This window comes from Acinetobacter sp. CIP-A165 (assembly GCF_000367985.1).
GTDB lineage: Bacteria > Pseudomonadota > Gammaproteobacteria > Pseudomonadales > Moraxellaceae > Acinetobacter.
The window spans coordinates 11,633-33,951 of record NZ_KB849200.1 but is presented as its reverse complement, the minus strand read 5'-3'; the positions used below and the strand labels follow the sequence as shown (position 1 = coordinate 33,951).

23 protein-coding genes are annotated in these 22,319 nt (G+C 42.2%); 14 read left to right on the top strand and 9 right to left on the bottom strand.

The genetic code is table 11. The annotated features are described in order from the left end of the window. Positions 1 to 6: 6 nt before the first annotated feature. Both murJ and ampD read right to left on the bottom strand, forming a co-directional pair. The gene (murJ, locus tag F991_RS00155; RefSeq protein ID WP_171063373.1) at positions 7 to 1,557 is read right to left on the bottom strand and encodes a murein biosynthesis integral membrane protein MurJ; all 1,551 of its coding nucleotides are present in this window, start codon (positions 1,555 to 1,557) and stop codon (positions 7 to 9) included. A 73-nt stretch (positions 1,558 to 1,630) separates the two neighbouring features. Next, positions 1,631 to 2,212 (bottom strand): 1,6-anhydro-N-acetylmuramyl-L-alanine amidase AmpD, encoded by a 582-nt coding sequence (ampD, locus tag F991_RS00150; protein ID WP_004667937.1) that lies wholly within the window; start codon positions 2,210 to 2,212, stop codon positions 1,631 to 1,633. A 144-nt stretch (positions 2,213 to 2,356) separates the two neighbouring features. Between ampD and nadC the strand changes: the two genes are divergently transcribed. Then, on the top strand, positions 2,357 to 3,202 hold the full coding sequence (nadC, locus tag F991_RS00145) for a carboxylating nicotinate-nucleotide diphosphorylase (protein ID WP_004667934.1): 846 nt from the start codon (positions 2,357 to 2,359) through the stop codon (positions 3,200 to 3,202). Here nadC and F991_RS17355 read toward each other — a convergent pair. From F991_RS17355 to F991_RS00125, 6 genes are all read right to left on the bottom strand, one after another. After that, positions 3,199 to 3,369: an ABZJ_00068 family colistin stress protein gene (locus F991_RS17355; protein ID WP_155757132.1), complete on the bottom strand. Its 171-nt coding sequence runs from the start codon at positions 3,367 to 3,369 to the stop codon at positions 3,199 to 3,201. The two genes, nadC and F991_RS17355, sit on opposite strands and share 4 nt — an antisense overlap. 236 nt (positions 3,370 to 3,605) lie before the next feature. Beyond that, positions 3,606 to 5,786 (bottom strand): phosphocholine-specific phospholipase C, encoded by a 2,181-nt coding sequence (locus F991_RS00140; RefSeq protein WP_004667932.1) that lies wholly within the window; start codon positions 5,784 to 5,786, stop codon positions 3,606 to 3,608. A 24-nt stretch (positions 5,787 to 5,810) separates the two neighbouring features. Next, on the bottom strand, positions 5,811 to 5,954 hold the full coding sequence (locus F991_RS17600; RefSeq protein ID WP_004667931.1) for a hypothetical protein: 144 nt from the start codon (positions 5,952 to 5,954) through the stop codon (positions 5,811 to 5,813). A gap of 147 nt (positions 5,955 to 6,101) precedes the next feature. Then, positions 6,102 to 6,818 (bottom strand): ribonuclease PH, encoded by a 717-nt coding sequence (rph, locus tag F991_RS00135; protein WP_004667930.1) that lies wholly within the window; start codon positions 6,816 to 6,818, stop codon positions 6,102 to 6,104. A 123-nt stretch (positions 6,819 to 6,941) separates the two neighbouring features. Further along, on the bottom strand, positions 6,942 to 8,123 hold the full coding sequence (locus tag F991_RS00130; RefSeq protein WP_416201907.1) for a fatty acid desaturase family protein: 1,182 nt from the start codon (positions 8,121 to 8,123) through the stop codon (positions 6,942 to 6,944). Positions 8,124 to 8,161: 38 nt separating this feature from the next. Continuing rightward, on the bottom strand, positions 8,162 to 9,202 hold the full coding sequence (locus F991_RS00125; protein WP_004667928.1) for a ferredoxin reductase: 1,041 nt from the start codon (positions 9,200 to 9,202) through the stop codon (positions 8,162 to 8,164). Positions 9,203 to 9,515: 313 nt separating this feature from the next. On the opposite strand from F991_RS00125, the gene F991_RS00120 reads away from it, so the two are divergent. Together F991_RS00120 and F991_RS00115 are read left to right on the top strand one after the other, a co-directional pair. Further along, a complete protein-coding gene (locus F991_RS00120) occupies positions 9,516 to 10,166 on the top strand; it encodes a TetR family transcriptional regulator (protein ID WP_004667927.1) in 651 nt (216 codons plus the stop codon). A 106-nt stretch (positions 10,167 to 10,272) separates the two neighbouring features. Then, positions 10,273 to 10,905 carry a TetR/AcrR family transcriptional regulator gene (locus F991_RS00115; protein WP_004667925.1) on the top strand — a complete coding sequence of 211 codons (633 nt, stop codon included), beginning with the start codon at positions 10,273 to 10,275 and terminating at the stop codon, positions 10,903 to 10,905. Positions 10,906 to 10,960: 55 nt separating this feature from the next. On the opposite strand, the gene F991_RS00110 is transcribed toward F991_RS00115, so the two are convergent. Then, entirely contained in the window at positions 10,961 to 11,581 is a 621-nt protein-coding gene (locus F991_RS00110; protein ID WP_004667924.1) for a thiol:disulfide interchange protein DsbA/DsbL, read from the bottom strand. A gap of 169 nt (positions 11,582 to 11,750) precedes the next feature. On the opposite strand from F991_RS00110, the gene ubiG reads away from it, so the two are divergent. The 11 genes from ubiG to F991_RS00055 all read left to right on the top strand — a co-directional run bounded on the left by ubiG (position 11,751) and on the right by F991_RS00055 (position 21,933). Further along, a complete protein-coding gene (gene ubiG / locus F991_RS00105; RefSeq protein ID WP_004667922.1) occupies positions 11,751 to 12,464 on the top strand; it encodes a bifunctional 2-polyprenyl-6-hydroxyphenol methylase/3-demethylubiquinol 3-O-methyltransferase UbiG in 714 nt (237 codons plus the stop codon). Continuing rightward, the gene (locus F991_RS00100) at positions 12,464 to 13,162 is read left to right on the top strand and encodes an HAD family hydrolase (protein WP_004667920.1); all 699 of its coding nucleotides are present in this window, start codon (positions 12,464 to 12,466) and stop codon (positions 13,160 to 13,162) included. Before ubiG ends, F991_RS00100 begins: the two co-directional genes overlap by 1 nt. 27 nt (positions 13,163 to 13,189) lie before the next feature. After that, positions 13,190 to 13,936 (top strand): YciK family oxidoreductase, encoded by a 747-nt coding sequence (locus F991_RS00095; RefSeq protein WP_004667918.1) that lies wholly within the window; start codon positions 13,190 to 13,192, stop codon positions 13,934 to 13,936. Between the two features lie 176 nt (positions 13,937 to 14,112). Next, positions 14,113 to 14,493, top strand: a complete 381-nt coding sequence (locus F991_RS00090; RefSeq protein ID WP_004667917.1) for an RcnB family protein — start codon at positions 14,113 to 14,115, stop codon at positions 14,491 to 14,493. Positions 14,494 to 14,604: 111 nt separating this feature from the next. Then, on the top strand, positions 14,605 to 15,960 hold the full coding sequence (gene argA / locus F991_RS00085) for an amino-acid N-acetyltransferase (RefSeq protein ID WP_004667916.1): 1,356 nt from the start codon (positions 14,605 to 14,607) through the stop codon (positions 15,958 to 15,960). Between the two features lie 306 nt (positions 15,961 to 16,266). Next, positions 16,267 to 17,262 carry a sulfonate ABC transporter substrate-binding protein gene (locus tag F991_RS00080; RefSeq protein WP_004667915.1) on the top strand — a complete coding sequence of 332 codons (996 nt, stop codon included), beginning with the start codon at positions 16,267 to 16,269 and terminating at the stop codon, positions 17,260 to 17,262. 9 nt (positions 17,263 to 17,271) lie between these two features. Beyond that, positions 17,272 to 18,258 (top strand): aliphatic sulfonate ABC transporter substrate-binding protein, encoded by a 987-nt coding sequence (locus tag F991_RS00075; protein ID WP_004667914.1) that lies wholly within the window; start codon positions 17,272 to 17,274, stop codon positions 18,256 to 18,258. Positions 18,259 to 18,290: 32 nt separating this feature from the next. Beyond that, positions 18,291 to 19,466, top strand: a complete 1,176-nt coding sequence (gene ssuD, locus F991_RS00070) for an FMNH2-dependent alkanesulfonate monooxygenase (protein ID WP_004667913.1) — start codon at positions 18,291 to 18,293, stop codon at positions 19,464 to 19,466. After that, complete coding sequence (ssuC, locus tag F991_RS00065; RefSeq protein ID WP_004667912.1) at positions 19,463 to 20,266, top strand: aliphatic sulfonate ABC transporter permease SsuC; 804 nt, start codon at positions 19,463 to 19,465, stop codon at positions 20,264 to 20,266. The genes ssuD and ssuC overlap by 4 nt, the downstream gene beginning before the upstream one ends. Before the next feature lie 13 nt (positions 20,267 to 20,279). After that, on the top strand, positions 20,280 to 21,080 hold the full coding sequence (locus F991_RS00060; protein ID WP_004667911.1) for an ABC transporter ATP-binding protein: 801 nt from the start codon (positions 20,280 to 20,282) through the stop codon (positions 21,078 to 21,080). A gap of 241 nt (positions 21,081 to 21,321) precedes the next feature. Next, positions 21,322 to 21,933, top strand: coding sequence for a TetR/AcrR family transcriptional regulator (locus F991_RS00055; RefSeq protein ID WP_004667910.1), 612 nt, complete (start codon positions 21,322 to 21,324; stop codon positions 21,931 to 21,933). The last annotated feature ends 386 nt before the right edge of the window (positions 21,934 to 22,319 follow it).

Genomic DNA, 22,319 nt, shown 5'->3' with positions numbered 1-22,319 from the left:
CATTATTTAAGATTTCAAATGTCTCGGTCTAAACCCTGTTAGCAATAATCCGACAACATAAGCCACCACACCAAGCACACACAAACCAGCAACTTCAGCCACACGTAGCCATTGAGAAATATCACCTTGATACCACGTAAGGCCATACCATAACGCTAAAATCATGATGAGATTGGCCACTGCAAACTGGAATGCCAGTTTTTTCCAATGCGCGCCAAAGCGATAGATATTGCGTTTGTGTAAATAGAAATAAAGTAGACCTGCATTGACCAAAGCTGAACCTGAAGAGGCCATAGCCAGCGCCATATGCTCTGCTTGCCAACCATTCAACTTAAAGATACCAATAAATATCACGTTTAAAATCGCATTGGTCGCCACGGCGATTAACCCGACCCGTACTGGTGTTTTGGTGTCTTGCTGGGCATAGAAACCCGGGGCAAACACCTTAATCAACATAAACGAGATCACACCAGCACTCATACACTGCAAGGCCAAAGCAGTCATTTGTGTATCTTCTAAAGTAAATTCACCACGTTGAAACAGCGCTTGAATAATCGGTGTGGACAGCATAAATAAAGCAATACTGGCTGGAATCCCTACCAGCATGATGATTTTAGCAGCCCAATCCAACATCCCTCGAAACTTACTTTGATCTTGTTCAGCATGGCGTGCTGAAAGTGATGGCAAAATCACCGTCCCGATCGCAACCCCAATCAATCCCAGTGGTAGTTCAGTCATACGTTCTGCACTGTATAGCCATGACACTGAACCATCCTGCATAAAGGATGCCCAAATCGTATTCAGCAATAAGTTAATTTGCGTGACGGATACACCAAATAAAGCAGGTAACATTAACTTTAAAATACGATTCACACCCTCATGTTTAAAATCAACTTTAGGTGGTATCAGTAAATTTTTCTTCCATAGCTCAGGAATTTGAATGGCCAGTTGCAAAACACCAGCAACCACCACGGCCCATCCAAGCGCCATGATCGGTTCTGCCATATAGGGAGTTAGCCACCACGCTCCTGCAATCATGGCAATATTCAGTAATACTGGAGCAAATGCAGGTGAAGCAAATGAACCATAACTATTTAGAATACTGCTGGCAAAAGCCGTCAGTGACATAAACATCAGATAAGGGATAGTTAGACGAAACAGGTCAACAGCAAGGTTAAACTTCTCAGTATCGCTATGGAAACCGGGCGCATAGATATAAATAATCACAGGTGCAGCAACCATCGCCACAAAAGTGAGCAGTGTCATTGCCGTCATTAAGCAGCCAAAAACACGACTAATCAGAATTTGAACTTCTGCATGGGTGCGACTGGTTTTATATTCCGTCAGAACAGGAATAAAGGCTTGAGAAAATGCCCCTTCAGCAAACAAACGCCGAAAAAAGTTGGGAATACGAAAGGCAACCACAAAGGTATCAAAATCTTTGCCCGCTCCAAATACATTCAACAGCACGATATCACGTACCAATCCCAGAACTCGGGATAACATCGTCATTGCACTGACAATTACTGTCGATCGCCACAATGCCATCGCACTCACCTACGGCTTATCTTTCAAAAGCGTTATTGTAATGAAAGTAAAAATAGATTTCGTTGTGAAATCATAAATTCGATCATGTTTTTTTAGAGCTTGCCTGAATCGCTAGCAAACGACGGAACAACGACCAATCAAAGTGTAAACCCGGATCTGTTTTACGTTTAGGTGCAATATCAGAATGGCCTGCAAGATGATTTTGGATTTTGGGATAAGCTTGACGTAATATCTGCACCACCTCGACCAGTGACTGATACTGTTGTGGTTCAAACGGCAAATCATCACTACCCTCTAGCTCAATGCCAATCGAATAATCATTGCATTCTGGTTGGGCTAAATAACTAGAACGACCTGCATGCCAAGACCGATCATTAAAATTGACAAATTGAATCACTTCGCCTGTGCGTAAAATCAGCAGATGCGCTGAAACTTGCATACCTTCGATGGTTTGAAAATAAGGATGTACCGACCAATCCAGCTGATTCTGAAAGAATTGTTGAATATAACCCCCACCAAATTGAGATGGCGGCAAGCTAATATTGTGAATCACGATCAGCTGAATGTCCGTCTCTGCAGGACGCGAATTAAAGTTAGGTGAAGCAATTTGCGTTGCACCTTGTAATATTCCATCTCGAACTTGAGCAAATCTAGATTGCGGCATTGTCACTCGAATCAGCAATTTAATATTAATATTTCCCATTCTGACATGCTTTATTCGCAATAATCGAGATCAAATACTTATTTTTTACGAGGACGATGCTAATATAATGCACACGTTTTTTGGTCAGAATATACTGGAAATGCTATGAGTATTCCTCAATCTTTGCTTGAACAATCTATTCAAATCAATATTCAACAAGCATTACAAGAAGATATTGGGGACGGCGACATTACCGCCATGCTTTCACCTGCGGATGAACAAGCTACAGCCACCATTATCACGCGTGAGGATATGGTTCTGGCAGGTCAACCTTGGGTTAACGCTTTAATTCAGGCTTTTGACAGCTCAGTACAAATCACGTGGTTAAAACAAGAAGGCGATGTGGTTACGGCTAATGAAGCTTTTTTAAAACTTGCTGGTTCGGCACGTAGTTTGTTAACGGTGGAGCGCCCAGCTTTAAACTTTGTACAAACTCTTTCCGCTGTGGCGACCAAAACAGCCAGCTACGTGAAACAGCTCGATGGTCTACACACCAAATTGCTTGATACCCGTAAAACACTTCCGGGTTTACGTATCGCGCAGAAATATGCCGTTGCCGTGGGTGGTGGTCAAAATCATCGTCTTGGTTTATTTGATGCCTTTTTGATTAAAGAAAATCACATTATGGCGGCTGGTGGTATTGTTCAAGCGATTGCTCAAGCGCATCAGATTGCACCTGGAAAACCTGTCGAAGTTGAAGTTGAAACGTGGGATGAACTTAATCAAGCACTGGAAGCAGGTGCTGATATTGTGATGTTGGATAATTTCAGCCAACAACAAATGATTGATGCAGTGAAGCATGTTGCGGGGCGTTGTAAATTAGAAGCCTCTGGCAATATCACCATTGAAAATTTGCGTGAAGTTGCCAGCACTGGCGTGGATTACATTTCGATGGGTGTTTTAACCAAAGATGTTCGCGCTGTGGATTTATCTATGCGTTTTAATGCTTAAACCTGTTGGTCTTTTTGCTGCTGAGTCGATTGTGGCGAATCCAGTGCTTGAGATTCGGTCTCTTGCCATGCTGATTTCGCTTCAGTCGATTGGCTAGATCGTGGGTCAATCGCCATTAAAATAAAAGTGACGGCGGTGAGAAATATTAAAAAAACTTGTAACATCATTATCTCTTTTCTTGCAGTGTCCTCAATATAGCAAAGCAAAATGGGGCAAATTCGCATGCTCTGTTACAGTATGCAAAGGCTCAGTGTGCTTATGTTTAAGATATGAGTCGTATCGGCTTCCTCGCTTGGCTATTTATTATTTTACTTTGTGTTTACTGGTTCTTTTTTCGTTAGCTGTTCAACATAAGCAGCCTAGCATCCGCTTAGACTGCTTATTTCAAACCAATATAAAGCCCTTATGATTCAATAAAGCCCATATATGGATCAGAAATGGAATCTTCGTTGGTTTCAATGCGCCCAGCAAAACGACGACGATAACTTGGTTCGTTTTGAATGCTGACGGTGAAGTCATACCATCCACCAAATTCGGACATATCCCAACTGAGTTCTTTTTCATTCGCCGCAGTTTCGATTTGCCATGTTTTATTGGGTAAATAAGCATTGGCTGTCACAACCAACTGCGCTGTTTGGGCTGCATCATTTCGCACTTTCAAGAAAAGTTTGGAATCGCACTCCTCCATACACACGCGAATTTCTGGCAGCGCCTCCAATTGTCTGGTTTGTGCTAAATCACCACTAAAACTGCGATGAAAACCATTCGGTCCCAACACCCATAGATCATATTGATGATCTTTAGTCTGCCAGACATCATCGAGTTGTTTGCCTGCTTCCACCATGTAGCGGCGTGGGATCGCGTCTAAGTTCAATTTGTCATAAACATGGAAGACTGCGGCTTGTGCTCCTGTATTGGAGAACATTAATTTAACAGTTTTCGTGATCACATCAACCTTGGCACTGCTATGCAAGATATATGGCAATGCACGTGATGGTCGTATTCCCATGTCTTGAACAGGATAAGTTTGGCTTAAAGGACGACTGACCTGTGCCAAGCCTTCTTGTGCTTTACGAATCGCATCAACCTCTGTTTTTGTTTTCTTACCAGCTAAATCAGGCAAAGGTAAAAGATTTGGCGTTTTAAAGTTAAATGCTGAGCTTAAGTCCCCACACACCGCACGACGATACGGACTAATATTGGGTTCTTCTACATCAAAACATTGTTCCAAGAAACGAATCACCGAAGAATGGTCAAATACTTGTGAGTTGACCCAGCCCCCACGACTCCATGGGGAAATGATGTACATCGGTACTCGAACACCGGGGCCGTAGACACCCACGCCATTACTCACTTTTGGATCAGTAAAGTTTGGCTGTCCTGCTGAAGCTTTGGCATGCGTGGCATACTCATAGGACATCTGCTCTGGGCTTAAAGTGGATTTGCCATGTACTGCACCTGAAGCATCCATTGAGGGTGCGCTTGGTGAAGGTATATGATCAAAGAAACCATCATTTTCATCAAAATTGATGATGAAAACCGTCTGACTCCATACGTCTGGATGCTCGGTTAACGCATTTAAAACTTCTTGGATATACCAAGCACCCTGAACTGGGCTAGACGGCCCCGGATGCTCACTATAAGTTGCTGGTGCAATTAACCAACTTACTTGGGGTAACTGCCCATTGGCAATATCTTGTTTAAATGAACCCAAAAAACCACCATCTGGCATGGTATTGGCGATCCCTTTATACAAAGGCTGAGTGGCATCAATAGCCGGATCATAGGCTGGGCAAATGGTAATATTATTCACAGGTTTACCTGATAATACATTGGCACGACGGTATTGTTTAAAACCAGCCAAGGGATTGTCGGTAAAATTATCAGGCATGTTTTGATAGACTTTCCACGTTACACCCGTCTGTTGTAAGCGTTCAGGATAGGTGGTCCAGTCATAACCAACGGTGGATGGTCCGATTGAGTCCAAATCATTGACTACACTGGCAACGTTGGCACCTGTTGGGCCATTGGTTCCTGTCCAGATAAACATACGGTTTGAGTTGGTTCCTGTATGCATGGCACAGTGATATGCATCACACAGGGTAAAAGCATTGGCTAATGCAAATTGAAATTCAACCTCTTGTTGCTTGTAATAGCCCATTGACTGTGGCTGCTTATATTGCACCCAATTGCCCATCCGTCCATGATCCCAAGCATACTGACCATCTGTCCATGAATGTGGTGTGCCACTCACCCGCTGTGCATTGCCACGGCTACTATCCAAATGATAGGGATAAACTTTATTTTTATTGGCATCATATTGTTCCCACACTGTACGACCTTGGCTTAAAGGAATGGTAAAGCGATCACCAAAACCACGTACTCCTTTTAACGTCCCAAAGTAATTGTCAAAAGAACGATTTTCTTGGGTCAAGATCACCACATGTTTAACGTCTTTAATGGTTCCTGTCTCGACCTTGGCATCAATTGCGAGGGCTTTTTGAATACTCATTGGAAAACTGGTAAGTGCGGCGGTACCAAATAATGCTTTGGTTGAATTTAATAAAAAGTCACGACGGTTCATTGATTATTTCCTTATTGTTATTATTTAGGGTGCACAGTGAATAGTACAGTCTGAAGTCGGCGGTTTTGGATTTGGCGTGGTATTGTTGTTATCGCCATTATCATTTTCATTACAAGCACTTAATAAGAAAATACTACTGGTGAGTAAAGCTAAGAAGGTATTTCGCATTTTACTATCCGTTAAAATATTCGTGCAGATAGTCAATACAATATAAATGACAATTCGATGATCATTTGATAGCAATTCAATGACAGAAAAATAGGCAAAAAAAAGGCGGTCTAAAATTTCCAGACCGCCCGCACTATCAACTGGAGCTTACCAACCGAGTGCTTGCTGTTGCTTCAGAATCAATTCCGCGATTCCTTTTTCAGCAATCTCTAACATGGCATTGCACTGTTGGCGAGTGAACGGTTTATCTTCTGCCGTTCCTTGAATCTCAATAAATTCGCCTGCCTGTGTCATCACCACATTTAAATCAGTTTGGCAATTTGAATCTTCTTCGTAGCACAAGTCGAGGTGAACTTCGTCTTGATACATCCCCACCGAGATGGCTGCGACTAAACCTTTTAACGGATCATGTTTAATCTTTTTATTACTCAACAGCACATTCATGGCATCAACCAATGCCACGGCAGCCCCTGTAATCGCTGCGGTACGCGTACCACCATCCGCTTGGATCACATCGCAGTCGATGTTAATGGTATTTTCACCGAGTTTTTTCAGGTCAACCATCGCTCTAAGACTACGACCAATCAGACGTTGGATTTCCTGAGTACGGCCCGACTGTTTCCCACGCGCTGCTTCACGATCACTACGAGTATGGGTTGAACGCGGTAACATGCCGTATTCAGCCGTGACCCAACCCTGTCCTTTCCCTTTTAAAAAGCGCGGAACCGAATTGTCGATACTCGCAGTACACAATACTTTGGTATGGCCAAACTCAACCAGAACTGAACCTTCTGCGTAACGGGTATAATTACGGGTAATTTTTACCTCACGTAATTGGTCTAATGCTCTTTGGTCAATACGCATAATGATTCCTTAAAACGATGGCACAAATATAATTGCCCATAGTATATCTCAATTACACGCACTTTCCCTTTTACTTATTGGTGACGAGCCTCGCATGATCGCTCAAGCGAGGCTCTATCTAGATTAAGCAGCTTTGCCAAATATACCTTTCACTGCCTCAGTAAAGGTACGCTTAGTCGCCACCAAACGATCTACCATATTGTCAGGCAAAGAGTGAACCGCCAGACGTTTATACACACTCACGATCTGAGATCCAAAGGGAGCGGTATTGTATTGTTGACCATACTCTGCACAGACTTCACGTACTTTAGGTGCCATCTCGATATAACGGTTGGCAGGCACATCAGGGAACAAATGATGTTCAATTTGATGGCTCAAGTTACCGCTCAAGAAATGCATGATTTTACCGCCAGTAAAGTTTGCTGAACCACGAATCTGACGTAAGTACCACTCTGCTTTGGTTTCATTATCAATGTTGTCAGTGATAATTTCAGAGTCTTCTGTGAAATGACCACAATAAATCACGGTCGATGCCCAGTAGTTACGGATCAAGTTGGCAAAAAAGTTACCCGCCAATACTGGCAAGAACATTGGGCCAGCAATCACTGGGAACAACACATAATCTTTACCAAACTGACGTAGCATTTTTTTACGTAGATTTTTAGATTCCACATAGACTTCTTTCCAGGTTTTGGTGCCATCAAACAACACTTTTTCCATCTCTAAGCGTTGCAAAGCCAGTAGCCATTCAAAACCCGTTGACAATACAAAACCTATCGGCACGTTGAACAAAAAGCGTGGTTCCCACTCTTGCTCACGGCTCATGCGCATCACACCATAACCGCTAATGTCATGATCCATGCCATACACATTGGTATAGGTATGGTGCTTATAGTTATGGGTATATTTCCAATCTTCACCGGTACACACCGTATCCCAGTCATAGGTTGCACCGTTAAGCGATGGATCATTTAACCAATCAAACTGACCGTGCATCACGTTATGACCCAATTCCATGTTTTCGACGATCTTAGACACGCCTAACATTGCCGTACCAAGCAACCAAACGGGTGGAATCCAGCCACCGAACATCAACATGCCACGTGATGCAATTTCGGTGTAGCGTACAAAGTTACGTACTTTATAGATATAATCAGAATCTTCTTTGCCAATTTTAGCCATGGTTTCAGTACGGATGGCATCAATCTTACGGCCAAACTCTTGTACTTCTTCTGGTGTTAATGCACGGCTTATGTTACCGCCAAATTTGATTGGAGGAATCGTTTTAGTCGGATTTACTGTCATCATGTTCATAATATTATACTCTATCTGGTCAATATGAATTAAAGGTCAATCTCAACGGGACTCACTGCTTCACTCACACACAACTTGATTTGCACATTGTTTTGGTTATCGATTTCACCTGTAAGTTGATTTTTCACTGCACCACTGATCTTGGTACAAACACAGGTATTACAAATCCCCATACGGCAACCAAAAGATGGTTTCAAACCCGCAGCTTCAGCACTGGCCAAAAGGTTGCCACGGCCTTCAAACTCTTGCATACTGCGACGGAAATTGACTGGTTGGATTTGAGCATCCACATCCATCGTCACTGGCAAAAAGCTTTCTTGCGTTAAACGGTCTAACCAACCACGTTTCGTCCAAATTTGACGTGTCGCTTTCATCAAACCTGGAGCAGCACACACATAGGTTTGGCATTGAACAGCATCGGCACACAAACGGTCCAAAGTTTCTTCATCAAAATAAGCAGGTTGTTCAGCACTATCGACAATAATGTGTAGGTTAAAGTGCGGATATTCTGCTGCCAGTGTTTCCAATTCAGTACGGAACGCTGGATCACGTGAGTAATAAATCAATGTCACAGGTTGATTTGAACGTGCTAATGCCTGTTTCGCAATCGGAATAATCGGCGTAATACCACTACCCGCAGATACCAAAAGAATCGGTTGTTTACCTTCTTCTGTATCAAAGTCTTTTAGCGTAAATTCGCCCATCGCCTGAGTAATTTCAATCACATCACCAGCACGTGCGCTGTTAGCTAAATAGTTAGATACACAACCTTGTTTTTTGATACCTAACACCAATTTGTCGTGACTTGGTGAACTTACCAAGCTATACGCTCGTTGATGCTGCACACCATCAATACGAACCGTCACCATCACAAATTGACCAGGCTGATAGGTTGTAAATTTATTGTTACTGCTTAAAGTGACCTTGATCATTTCATCTGCAATAGGCTCAATCGCTTCGATTTTTGCCATAATGCGGCGCAAAGTCCACATCGGGTTAACCTTTGCAAGGATAAAATCAACGAAATCTTCTCTAACCCAATGTGGCTGATAGCTTAACTGTGCGCTCATAAGTTCCTCGTTTTGTATCTGGCTATTTATATTGAGTGAACAACTGTTCGTATAGTGAACATGTGTACACTATATTTATTTGTGTTCACTGAGTCAACACTTGTTCACTAATTTTTTGATTATTTTTTCTACTTTTTTTTAAATAATTAAAAAGAATGAAGAAATAAGTAAGGCATGGGGTACATTTAGCCGTTAAAACAAAGCCATTCATTTTAAAAGCCGAAGAATCTATCTGATTTAGCAACCGATTAAGACTAAAAAAAACCTATTTTTTTTGCTAGACTCTATAGTATAAATTTTATGGATCTTATTCATGTCGATTAGAGATGAACGAAAACAACAGAGTCGTCAGGCTCTACTGGATGCAGCGCTCCATCTCAGCACGTCTGGGCGCTCATTTAGTAGTATTAGTTTGCGTGAAGTTGCTCGCGAAGTTGGTTTAGTACCAACCGCTTTTTATCGTCATTTCCAAGATATGGAGGCACTGGGTCAAGAACTGGTTGATCAGGTGTCATTACATCTTAAGAGCTTGATTCACCAATTGGGTCAAAGCTATCTAAAACACAGCGGCGCAGCCAAAACACGTACCAGCATCGAACTTTTTGTACAAGCGGTGAATCATAGCCCGCAACAATGGCAGTTTATGATTGCGGAACGTTGGGGGGGCTCTGAAACGGTACGGATTGCTATCGCACGCGAGATTGAATTTTTGATTGAAGATTTGGCGGTTGATTTATATAAACTTGACACCTTTAAGCACATTAAAGAAGAAAAGTATCTGCAAGTCTTATCAACCATCTTGATCAACATGTCGTTTACATGGGCGATGACATGGATCAATCTACCCAAACAAGTTACGATTGATGATTTATTAGAACAACAAAATCTGTTTATTGACAATGCCACCACTCAAGTGAGTTTGTTATTTCGTGGTATCTCCAACTGGGAACCACAAAACGCTTGACCATATCGAAGACTCGGTTTGATATATAAAAGCATTGCTTAGCGTTAGTATGCATTAGACAATAATGCGATGCCGTTTAGAACACTATGAGGAGCTTATAAGCATCATGAATCCTGATCGTCATACTCAGTTCTTAATTCGTAAAGAAAAAATTTTACAGGTTGCTGAAAAGTTATTATTAGAAAATAACCAAGAAATGACCCTCGATGAACTGGTTGCCGAATTGGACATCGCCAAAGGAACCTTATACAAGCACTTCAGAAGTAAAAATGAATTATTGCTTGAGCTTATTATTCAAAATGAAAAAGAAATTTTAAAAATTTCAGACCAATACCATACTGATATCAAAGAGTATGCGCCGCGCTATATGTTGCATCACCTCATGGCGCCTAGTCGTACTATTTTGCTGCATCAGCTAGAAGAACACTTGACCATGACGGAGTCTAAGCTTAAGCATCTCTTTGACGAACTGTATGCGATTCGACAGCAACGTATTGTTTCGCTCAAAGACATGACTGAGAAATATTTAAAATCACTGAATTATGATATGTCGATTCGTGATTATCTGTCTTATATCTGGTCACTGACTTACGGCGCAGCACTATTACTTAATTCGAGCTATTACCAACGTTCAATTGGTTCTCGTGAAAAACTGATTAATTTATATGTCAACCAAGCTTTGTCTTTACCCACTCAAACTGTGAAAATTGACTTAACCGAGTTCCAACAAGAACAATAATAAATGCAAAAAAGGACTGTTGATACAGTCCTTTTTAGTCTAAAGCATTGGTAATTTACTTAGCTTTACGCTCTTTTTCCAACAAGTAATCAACCACTTGAGTGACTTTAGCATCCTCGCCCTGCACCACATATTTACCATTGACCACAACCGCTGGAACACCAGTCAACTGATATTGCTGTGCCAATTTATTTGACTCCGCAATTTTTGCAGTAATCGGGAACGAGTTAAACATGCTATTAAACTTCTGTTCAGGCACACCATAACGGGCAAAGAATTTTGCTTGAGACGCTTGATCAAAGATTTGCTGACCACCGTCATGAATGGCATGGAAAAGTGGAATATGGGTTTTCTTACGCACGCCTAAAGCTTCAGACACATAGTAACCACGAGCACCCTGTTCCCATACTTTATTCATGGCTGCTGGGGTGCGTAGGAAATAAACATCTTTTGGAATTTTCTTTAACCATGTTTGCATGTGTGGTTCAAGGTTAAAACAATGTCCACAACCGTACCAAAAAAATTCGCGCACTTCGAGTTGACCAGCAGGTGCAGTCGTTTTAACCGGATTTGCCACCACGGTATAATCTTTGCCTGCTACAAAATCTGCAGCCATTGCATTCATCGAAAATGAGATAACAGCCGTGCTTAAAACACCTAATACTAACTTTTTCATTGCCTTTGCTTTTCCTCTAAGCATTTTTCGTAAGTTTATATGCTAAATATAAAACAAACACGAGCAATTCGTTTTGCTTCTGTGAAGTTTTTTATTCGATTTATCGCTTTTTTTGCCAGAATCGCTACACTAGACTCAGATCATTATGCCAATAAATAGAGGTACGTCCATGTCGCAATTGAATGTTGACCCGCAAGAAATCGCAAAATTTGAAGCATTGGCTGCCAAATGGTGGGATCAACATTCGGAGTTCCGTCCACTGCATCAAATCAACCCATTACGTCTTAACTGGATTGATGAACGCGTCGGCGGCTTGGCAGGCAAAAAAGTCCTTGATGTCGGTTGTGGTGGTGGCATCTTGGCAGAAAGCATGGCACGTCGTGGTGCAGATGTATTGGGAATTGATATGGGTGAAGCGCCACTTGCTGTTGGTCGCTTACATGCCCAACAAGACAATGTGCAAAACATTGAATATCGTCAAATTCCTGTAGAACAACTGGCACAAGAACAAGCAGGTCAATACGATGTGGTCACTTGCATGGAAATGATGGAGCACGTACCAGATCCAGCTTCTATCGTAAAAGCTTGTCAAACACTGGTCAAACCTGGTGGACACGTGTTCTTCTCCACCATTAACCGTAATCCGAAATCCTATTTATTCGCGATTATTGGCGCGGAATATGTGTTGCGTTTATTGCCTAAAGGCACGCATGACTATCATAAATTCATTCGTCCTTCAGAAATGGCACATGATATTCGCAGCGCAGGTCTAAGCCTAAAAGAGATGACCGGCTTACATTACAACCCGATCACCAAACATTATTGGTTAGCGCCGAATGTCGATGTCAACTACATGGTTCACACCACGAATACAGGTGCGTAATGAAAGCTGTTTTATTTGATCTTGATGGTACGCTGATTGACACGGCTGCGGACTTTATTCGTATTATTCAGCAGATGTGTCGGGATGAGCAACGCCCAGTCGTAGATGCAGAAACCATTCGTACTCAAGTTTCTGAGGGTGCGCGTGCCATGGTGAAGTTGGTTTATCCAGAATTGGATGTCACTGATCCCGTGTTTCTCGCACACCGCCAACGCTTTTTAGATGCCTATGGCGACAATATCGTGGTCGATACCGACTTATTCACAGGCATGTATCCTTTACTTGAAGCGTTAGAAACACATCAGATTCCTTGGGGTATTGTGACCAATAAACCGCGTGGTTTAAGTGAATTATTGCTCGCTGCTTTACAACTCACAGAGCGTTGTGCGGTGTTGGTTTGCCCAGAAGATGTCAGTAAGACCAAACCCGATCCTGAACCGATGTATTTGGCTGCTAAGCAGTTAGGTCTCGATGCCAAAGACATTATTTATGTTGGTGATCATCCACGTGATATAGACGCAGGTCGTAATGCAAATATGTATACCATCTTAGCTGCCTATGGTTATTTACCAGTCGAATCACGAGATAATCTCGCCGCTTGGCAAGCAGATGCAATTATTCAAACCGTCCCTGAACTTCATCAACTGCTCAAACAGAAAATCACGGTGTTGTCAGAAAATCAGGGTATGATGAGTTAAATAGGCAAGATAACAGGAGGCATAACAATGAAATATTCAGAATATCAACCTCGTCCAGATCTACTCAAAGATCGTATCATCCTGATTACTGGTGCGGGTGATGGTATTGGTCGAGCTGCTGCGATGAGTTATGCCCTACACGGCGCAACGGTTGTATTGCATGGCCGAACGCTCAATAAACTCGAAGTCATCTATGATGAAATCGAAGGTTTAGGTGCGCCACAACCTGCTATTTTACCTTTGCAGCTTTCAACAGCATCTAGCCATGACTATGAGCTTTTAGTTGATACGCTACAACAACAATTCGGACGTTTAGATGGCATTTTGCATAATGCGGGGATGTTAGGTGATCGTGTTGAGCTGGCAAATTATCCTGTAGATGTTTGGGATGATGTGATGGCGGTGAATTTACGTGCACCCTTTGCCATGACCCAAGCATTACTGCCTTTACTCGAACAATCTGAACATGCTTCTGTGATCTTTACCAGTTCAGGTGTCGGGCGTGAAGCGCGTGCATTATGGGGCGCTTATTCGGTGTCTAAAATTGCGACTGAAGCCATGAGCAGAATTTTTGCTCTAGAAAATAGTTATGCAAATATTCGCTTTAATTGCATCAATCCAGGTGGAACGCGTACCGCAATGCGGGCCAAAGCTTATCCCGATGAAGACCCTAAAGTATTGCCAACACCAGATAGCATCATGCCTGCATATCTTTATTTGATGGGCGATGATAGTTTAGAGATGAATGGGCAAAGCATTGATGCACAAAGTTAATAACTTGATTAGAACAATTTAAAACAACATTGAAAACTGACCTTAAGCCTGCCTTTGTGATCGAAATTGGGAGAGATGCTCCATATTTTTAATCGAATACTGAATCGATCTTCACAGTTTCTCTGCATTTTTAAGGTACAGTTTTCACATGAGAGACATCCGATCTTAGGTGTATCATGAGAAATAAATTCATTATCTTAATCTTAGGTTCAGCCACCCTGTTTAGCAGCATGGTGAGTTTTGCAAATCCGCGTTTTGATCGTGATGACGATTCACGTGGTCATAAACACAGTCGCAATTTTGAACGTCCAGATAATGACAATCGTATGCGTGAACGCCGTATGCGTGAAGAACGTGGCGTGGAGCGGTTAAAACAACATCGTTGGCAAGCAGGCTATGTCATGCCTCAACATTATCGAGGAAACAGCTACAAGATTGATTATAAAGAAAATAATCTACCAAAACCAGGTCGAGACCAACAGTGGTATAAAGTCAATAATGATTATATCTTAGTCAACTCCAATGATAATAGTATTGTGCGTATCATGGGTTTCTAAATACTTTGTGCTTATTAAACTGTAGAAAAGTCGGTTGTTGTTTTAGGAATCGGTTTATCTTTTGGTTTTTTTAGTTAAAATCAGATTCATTGATGTATATCTGAGATCAACATGGCGAATCAAATAACCGAAACTTCACAAAGTACAACACAAGATTATGTACATTGGTTTCGCCATTCTGCACCATATATCAATGCACACCGCCATAAAACCTTTGTACTGATGTTTAGCGGTGAGGCGGTCCAACACCAAAACTTCCAACATATCATTCATGATATTGCGCTATTGCACTCTCTCGGGATTCGATTGATCTTGGTGTATGGTGCACGCCCGCAAATCAATCAGAATCTACTTGAAAGAAAGATTGAAACACCTTTTCATCAAAATCGCCGTATGACCACACGTGAATCGTTGCCTGCGGTGATGAATGCCGTGGGTTCAATTCGTTTAGAGATTGAAGCGCTCCTTTCCATGGGATTGGCAAACTCGCCAATGTACGGCGCTCGCATTGATGTGGTTTCAGGTAATTTTGTCACGGCTAAACCTTATGGTATTCGAGATGGCGTTGACTTCCAGTTGACGGGTGAAGTGCGTTCCATCGATACCGATGCCATTCAACGACATTTGGACAACCACAATATCGTATTATTAGGACCTACAGGCTACTCAACTACTGGTGAGGTCTTCAACTTATTGGCAGAAGAAGTGGCAACCAAAACGGCGACTGCCTTAAACGCGGATAAGCTGATTTTCTTGGGCGAAAAACAGGGTCTAATGAATGAAAAGCAACAATTATTACGTGAGTTAAGCCCTCGCCAGCTTGAATCTTATATTCAACAATACCAAGCACACCATCCAGAATTTGCCCTGCATCTCAAACAAGCACAACAAGCCTCTTTGTCTGGCGTACATCGCGTGCATTTGATTTCTTATACCTACGATGGCGCGTTGATTGAGGAACTCTTTACCCGTGATGGGATTGGCACCATGATCACCGATGCACATTATGAAGAAGTGCGGATTGCCAATATCAACGATGTCGGTGGCTTAATTAATTTACTTCGCCCGCTTGAGCAAGAAGGAATTTTGGTTTATCGCTCTCGCGAACTGCTTGAAAGTGAAATCGAGCAATTTGCAGTAATTGAACGCGATGGAATGATCTTGGCATGTGCAGCACTCTACCCGATTTCATCGGCAGAAAATGAAACGCGTTCAGCTGAAATTGCCTGCGTTGCCGTGGACTCTAGCTACCGCAAATCCAATCGTGGCAGTCAAATTCTGCAATTCTTAGAAAACAAAGCCAAACAACAAGGGATTCAACAGTTATTCGTACTCACGACACGAACAGCGCACTGGTTTTTAGAACATGGCTTTGTACCCGCTCATATTGACGATTTACCCAATGCGCGCCAAGCCCTATATAACTACCAACGTAACTCGCTGGTGTTTAAAAAAATACTGGCCTAATGAAACTGGAGATATTTTTATTTCTGATAAAGATATCTCCAATCCATCATAATTTCTGTTTAAAAACGACGAGAACATCGATCCACTTGATCTATGAAAATAATAAAAATTAATTAAAACAATATCTTAATAAATTAAAAATGATTTCTGTTATTCCATCTAAAGATAAGATTATTCGTTCTTCTTTTTTGCACTTTTCATCATAAGTAATGCCCGATTATTTATTTTTTATGCATTAAAAAAAGTTTTAGCTTGGTTGCTCATCTTATTGAAGTCTTTTTTGATTTTTCGGGGAGCACCATCAACATGACCAGTCCTATTCATCGCTCATGGGCAACATACACTCTTCTGGCAGCAGGTCTTGCCAGCGTGATCGGGATTGCAGGTTGTGCAAAAGAAACTGAGCAGCAAGACACCACAAAACAACAAACCACAACATTAAGCATCGGCTTTCAAAAATATGGCATCTTGCCGATTGTTAAAGCAAAAGGTGAATTAGAAAAAAGTCTTGCTGCTCAAGGTGTCCATGTCAAATGGGTTGAATTTCCAGCGGGTCCCCAGCTTTTAGAAGGTCTCAATGTTGGCAGTGTGGTTTTTGGTGAAGCAGGTGAAGCGCCTCCAATTTTTGCGCAAGCAGCCAATCCAAACTTGGTGTATGTCGCCAATCAACCTCCTGCTCCGACTGCCGAAGCGCTCATTGTGCAAAAAGACTCACCTATTCGATCCATACAAGATCTCAAAGGGAAACGTATTGCGCTCAATAAAGGCTCGAATGTCCACTACTTATTACTCAAGCTTTTAGAGGCAAATAAGCTCAGCTTAAATGACATTCAACCCGTCTATCTTCCACCCTCCGATGCCCGCGCTGCCTTTGAAAAAGGTGCGGTTGATGCTTGGGTGATTTGGGATCCTTTCTTCGCAGCGGCACAACATCAAATTCATGCACGTGTGATTGCAAGCGGTGAACATTTGGTCAATAACCATCAGTTTTATTTAGCAGATCGTAAATTTGCGGAAAGTCCCCCTGACGCACTGAAAACGCTGGTCAGTACCCTCAATCAAACCACAGATTGGGTTAAAAACCATCCTGACGATGCTGCAAAATTATTAGAAAAACCGACTGGACTTGGGTTTGATGTTTTAAAAACATCGATTTCACGTATGGGATTTGGTGTTCAGCCCATTTCTGCACAAGTCGCCAAAGAACAACAATATGTTGCCGATGCATTTTTTGCTCAGAAACTCATTCCAAAGCAACTTGTGATTCAAGATGCTGTCTTAAAAAACCAACTTAAAAAATAGAGGCTCAGTATGAAGTTGTTCGTTAAAATTTCGGTCATTGGTTTAGCCTTCAGCACATTTACACTCAGTGGATGCCAAAAACCAGAACAAACGGCTGGAAAGACCACTTCATCAACTGAGATTCAAAGCGTCAAAACCCTTTCAATTGGCTTTCAAAAATCATCACTCAATTTATTGGTTGCAAGACAACAAAAGCTGTTTGAACAATCATTTCCAAATGCCAAAATTGAGTGGCGGGAATTTCCTGCAGGCCCGCAAATGTTAGAAGCCCTCGCAGTTGGCGCAGTTGATTTTGGCTATGTTGGAAACACGCCACCGATCTTTGCCCAAGCCGCAGCAAAACCCTTGAGCTATGTTGCTTATGAAGTGGTGGCACCGACGGCTCAAGCAGTTTTAGTTCACGTAGATCATACGATTCATTCGCTTCAAGATTTAAGAGGTAAACGTGTTGCTGTACAGAAAGGCTCAAGTGCGCATGAATTATTAGCCAAAACTTTGCAAAAAGCAGGTTTATCTTGGCAAGACATTCAACCCATTTGGTTAGCCCCAGCCGAGGCACGTGCCGCATTTGATAAACAAGCGGTTGATGCGTGGGCGATTTGGGAACCCTACTTAGGTACTGCCGAAATACAAGGTCACACCCGAACGTTGGTTGATGGTCGAGCGTTCCCAACCACATATTCTTTTTATATTGGCAATCCTGACTTTATTCAAAAACATCCTGATTCCGTCCAGAAACTGATCAAGACCAACAATCTTGCAGATCAATGGATTGTGCAACACCCAGATCAAGCATTACAGATTTATGCACAAAGCACAGGACTCAGTATACCCGTAGCGCAACAGGTACTCGACAAAAGACCAAAGCCCTCACCTGTTCAACCGCTCACGACTGAGGTCATCCAGCATCAACAACAAATCGCCGATTTATTTAAACAATCACAACTCATTCCGATGCAGATTGACATCCAACAAAGTGTTTGGTCTGCCCAATAATCATTGCTTTTATTTTCATGAGGAACCTCGACATGAATATTTTCTGGTTTATCCCCACTCACGGTGACAGTCGTTATTTAGGTACCAGCAAGGGTGCTCGTCAGGTCGATCATGCTTATATGAAACAAATTGCCGTTACAGTCGACCATTTAGGTTATGCCGGTGTTTTGATTCCTACGGGTCGTTCTTGTGAAGATCCGTGGATTACGGCGGCAAGCTTAATCGATGCAACCAAACAACTTAAATTCCTCGTTGCATTACGTCCGGGGATCACCACAGCTTCACTTGCTGCACGCATGGCAGCAACTTTTGATCGTTTGTCGAATGGTCGTATTCTCCTCAACCTTGTTACGGGCGGAGATGAGCAAGAACTAAAAGGTGATGGTCTGTATGAAGACCACAGCACTCGTTATCAGACAGCTTCTGAATATGTAAAAATTTGGCGAGAAATTCTCACTCGCTCGCATACGGGTGAATCATTTACTTTTCACGGCGAACGTCTCAGTGTCGATGATGCCAAACTACTCTACCCACCCGTACAAAAGCCTTATCCACCTTTATGGTTCGGTGGCTCATCAGACGCGGCAACTGAGCTTGCCGCTGAGCAAGTGGATACCTATTTGACTTGGGGTGAACCGCCTGCTGCGGTGAAAGAAAAAATCGAACACTTGCGTGCCAAAGCGGCGGCTAAAGGACGTACGCTCAATTATGGTATTCGCTTACATGTCATCGTCCGCGAAAGCAATGAACAGGCATGGGCAGCTGCTAATGAACTGATCCAATATTTAGATGATGCAACAATTGCAGCAGCACAGAAAAAATTTGCGCAAATGGACTCTGTTGGTCAGCAACGAATGGCGGCGCTACATGGGGGCCGTAAAGATCAACTTGAAGTCTCACCGAACCTTTGGGCGGGTATTGGTTTAGTTCGTGGCGGTGCAGGAACTGCTTTAGTCGGTGATCCTGAAACCGTTGCAGCACGTATCCAAGAATATGCTGACTTAGGGATTGATACCTTTATTTTCTCTGGCTACCCACATCTAGAAGAATCAATTCGGTTTGCTGAATTGGTGTTCCCATTCCTGCCGCTTAAAACCCGTGAGAAATTAGTACAGCCGCATTTAACAGGACCATTTGGTGAAATCATTGCCAATAACTATGTGCCTGAGGTCAAGCAACCCAGAAAAGTGGTTAAGGAGAGCGTATGAGTGCACAGACGCTATTCAATGATGTTTCACGTGGAACAAAAAGTTTAGGGAGAGGTATGCTGCCGTGGTTGTTCCCCATTTTATTGGTCATGATCTGGCAAATCGCCTCAAGTGTGGGTGTATTACAAAGTCGAGTGCTACCCGCACCAACGGCTGTCGTGAGTGCTTTTTGGTATTTATTGGTCAGTGGTGAGCTTTGGCAACACGTCAAAGTTAGTGCTGGTCGAGCGTTGTTGGGTTTGTTGGTTGGGGGTGGCTTGGGGCTGATTTTAGGATTGTTAAATGGTTCATCACGGATTGCTTCGACCTTGCTTGATACCACCTTACAGATGATCCGTAACATCCCAGCACTGGCACTGATTCCATTGGTGATTTTATGGTTCGGAATCGATGAAACGGCCAAACTATTCTTGGTTGCTGTTGGTGTATTTTTCCCAATGTATATCAATACCTACCACGGTATTCGCTCAGTCGATCCCCAACTAATTGAAATGGGTAAAAGTTACGGACTCAATCGTTGGCAACTCTATAAAGACATTATTTTACCCAGCGCAATGCCTTCTATTTTGGTCGGGCTGCGTTTTTCTTTAGGGTTGGTTTGGGTCTTGCTCATCGTGGCGGAAACCATTTCAGCTCAAGCAGGAATCGGCTATATGACCATGAATGCACGCGAGTTTTTACAAACAGATATCGTGTTGGTCGGTATTTTACTCTACGCCTTGCTGGGAAAATTAGCGGATGTATTGGCACAAGCTTTAGAACACTATTTATTACGCTGGCATGCAGGCTATCAAAAATAAAAAGGAGAAGAATATGAGTAACTTAAATTTAAATTTCTTTGATGACAGTTTGATCCAACCTGTGGTTGAGCCAGAAACGCCAACCGCTCCCGCAAATGGTGCAGATATTCTGATTGAACAACTCTATAAGTTTTATGGCGAGGTCAAAGTTTTAGAAGATTTAGATCTGAATATTCAAGCTGGGGAATTTGTTGCCATTGTAGGACGTAGTGGTTGCGGCAAAAGTACGCTACTGCGTCTGATTTCCCAACTGGAAAAACCAAGCTACGGTGAAATTAAATTCCAGTCGGTACGTAACTTTCGGGAAGGCATCACCAATGCTGATATTCGAGTGATGTTTCAAGACCCTCGCTTACTGCCATGGAAGAACGTTTTACAAAACGCACAATTAGGTTTAGCCAAAACCCAACATCACCTAGCAGAAACGCTTTTAGCAAAAGTTGGTTTAAAAGACAAAGCCATGCAGTGGCCCACTCAACTCTCTGGTGGACAACGCCAACGTGCTGCTTTAGCACGTGCCCTCTCCCATACGCCACGTATTTTGTTGCTGGATGAACCATTAGGGGCTTTAGATGCACTGACGCGTTTGGAAATGCAAAAGCTCATTGAACAGTTGTGGAAAGAACAAGGCTTTACGGCGATTTTAGTCACGCATGATGTTAGTGAAGCAGTCCAACTTGCCGATCGGATTATTTTGCTCGATCAAGGACACATCGCTCACAACTTTCAGGTCAACCTGCCACGTCCACGCAAAAAAAGTATTGCGTTTGCACAACTCGAACAGCACGTCCTAGATGCGGTTTTAGCTACCTGAAACCGTCTCATCGACTTTAAAATATAGTTAATACCATAAAAATGCGAAGCGCTTTCTCTTCAATGCAGCAGGAATAATTTACAAATCATGTAATTCAATTTTTAGATATCCATCATTTTCAAACACATCGTTACCGTTAATCTAAGAACTACATTTTTTTTAATAAAAAACTGTGTTCTTGTGCACAAAACCGACAATTTATCTTACAATGTCAATGACATTTTTTGAATCAAGCTCGCAGATGGAACAGAAAAAAAGTACACAAAAGCGCAATCAACTGCTGAATGCTGCCCTAGATGTTTTTTCCGTCTATGGGTTCAGTGGCGCTAGTTTGGATGAGATTGCACAACTCGCTAGTATGCACAAATCTAATATTTTCTATTACTATGAAAATAAAGAGTCTCTATACGTCGAGGTGCTAACCACGGTGTTGCAAAAGTGGCTTGCGCCCTTGCAAACATTGGAATCAGAACTTGAGCCGACCGAAGCACTCACCCATTATTTAATTCAAAAGCTAGAAAGCTCACGCGATCAACCGAAAGCATCGCGTTTGTTTGCACTGGAGATTATCCAAGGTGCACCGCATATTTTACCGATCTTAAAAGGTCCTTTGAAAAAGCTATTTAAACGCAAAACCAAAGTGATCCAGATTTGGCAAGAACAAGGTAAATTGTCTAAAGAGATTGATCCTGAACTGTTTATTATCAATATCTGGGCAATCACCCAAAACTATGCTGATTTTTCCACTCAAATGGAAATGGTGACGGGTAAGACCTTGCGCAATCGCAGCATGTACCAACGCTCTGTTGAACACACAGTTCATTTGATGCTGTACGGTGCATTACCACGTTAAATTTTCGTCACAAGCCTTAATTTGAGCGATTAAAATACACTAAAAAAAGCGACTTTGTTAGTCGCTTTTTTCTATTAAATGCGTGACACCTGACCCATCCTGAAATTAGTTTACATATTAAGACACTTATTTTATGGAACATGAAAAATTACGAAAAACCTTTCCATTGTTATAAACGATAGAACGGCTTTAACTAAGATATGGATGTGAAAAGATTAAGCATTTCGTATACTAGACTTCCTTCATAAATCATTTTTCAATCAATTTAATTGTTTATCTTTCACCCAATCTAAATTGTATATGCCAGCAAGTAAATTAAACCGCAGGTTTAATCTTTTACGACGATTTCTATATACACAAGATAAAATCTTAAAACATTTCATCCT

Coding starts and splice junctions, on each gene's coding strand:
- F991_RS00115 (WP_004667925.1), top strand. CDS start 10,273: ATGAATCCTGATCGTCATACTCAGTTCTTAATTCGTAAAGAAAAAATT.
- ubiG (WP_004667922.1), top strand. CDS start 11,751: ATGTCGCAATTGAATGTTGACCCGCAAGAAATCGCAAAATTTGAAGCA.
- ssuD (WP_004667913.1), top strand. CDS start 18,291: ATGAATATTTTCTGGTTTATCCCCACTCACGGTGACAGTCGTTATTTA.
- F991_RS00140 (WP_004667932.1), bottom strand. CDS start 5,786: ATGAACCGTCGTGACTTTTTATTAAATTCAACCAAAGCATTATTTGGT.
- F991_RS00125 (WP_004667928.1), bottom strand. CDS start 9,202: ATGAGCGCACAGTTAAGCTATCAGCCACATTGGGTTAGAGAAGATTTC.
- F991_RS17600 (WP_004667931.1), bottom strand. CDS start 5,954: ATGCGAAATACCTTCTTAGCTTTACTCACCAGTAGTATTTTCTTATTA.
- F991_RS00095 (WP_004667918.1), top strand. CDS start 13,190: ATGAAATATTCAGAATATCAACCTCGTCCAGATCTACTCAAAGATCGT.
- argA (WP_004667916.1), top strand. CDS start 14,605: ATGGCGAATCAAATAACCGAAACTTCACAAAGTACAACACAAGATTAT.
- F991_RS00075 (WP_004667914.1), top strand. CDS start 17,272: ATGAAGTTGTTCGTTAAAATTTCGGTCATTGGTTTAGCCTTCAGCACA.
- F991_RS00080 (WP_004667915.1), top strand. CDS start 16,267: ATGACCAGTCCTATTCATCGCTCATGGGCAACATACACTCTTCTGGCA.
- rph (WP_004667930.1), bottom strand. CDS start 6,818: ATGCGTATTGACCAAAGAGCATTAGACCAATTACGTGAGGTAAAAATT.
- F991_RS00060 (WP_004667911.1), top strand. CDS start 20,280: ATGAGTAACTTAAATTTAAATTTCTTTGATGACAGTTTGATCCAACCT.
- F991_RS00110 (WP_004667924.1), bottom strand. CDS start 11,581: ATGAAAAAGTTAGTATTAGGTGTTTTAAGCACGGCTGTTATCTCATTT.
- F991_RS17355 (WP_155757132.1), bottom strand. CDS start 3,369: ATGATGTTACAAGTTTTTTTAATATTTCTCACCGCCGTCACTTTTATT.
- F991_RS00090 (WP_004667917.1), top strand. CDS start 14,113: ATGAGAAATAAATTCATTATCTTAATCTTAGGTTCAGCCACCCTGTTT.
- F991_RS00055 (WP_004667910.1), top strand. CDS start 21,322: ATGGAACAGAAAAAAAGTACACAAAAGCGCAATCAACTGCTGAATGCT.
- nadC (WP_004667934.1), top strand. CDS start 2,357: ATGAGTATTCCTCAATCTTTGCTTGAACAATCTATTCAAATCAATATT.
- F991_RS00130 (WP_416201907.1), bottom strand. CDS start 8,123: ATGACAGTAAATCCGACTAAAACGATTCCTCCAATCAAATTTGGCGGT.
- ssuC (WP_004667912.1), top strand. CDS start 19,463: ATGAGTGCACAGACGCTATTCAATGATGTTTCACGTGGAACAAAAAGT.
- F991_RS00120 (WP_004667927.1), top strand. CDS start 9,516: ATGTCGATTAGAGATGAACGAAAACAACAGAGTCGTCAGGCTCTACTG.
- ampD (WP_004667937.1), bottom strand. CDS start 2,212: ATGCCGCAATCTAGATTTGCTCAAGTTCGAGATGGAATATTACAAGGT.
- F991_RS00100 (WP_004667920.1), top strand. CDS start 12,464: ATGAAAGCTGTTTTATTTGATCTTGATGGTACGCTGATTGACACGGCT.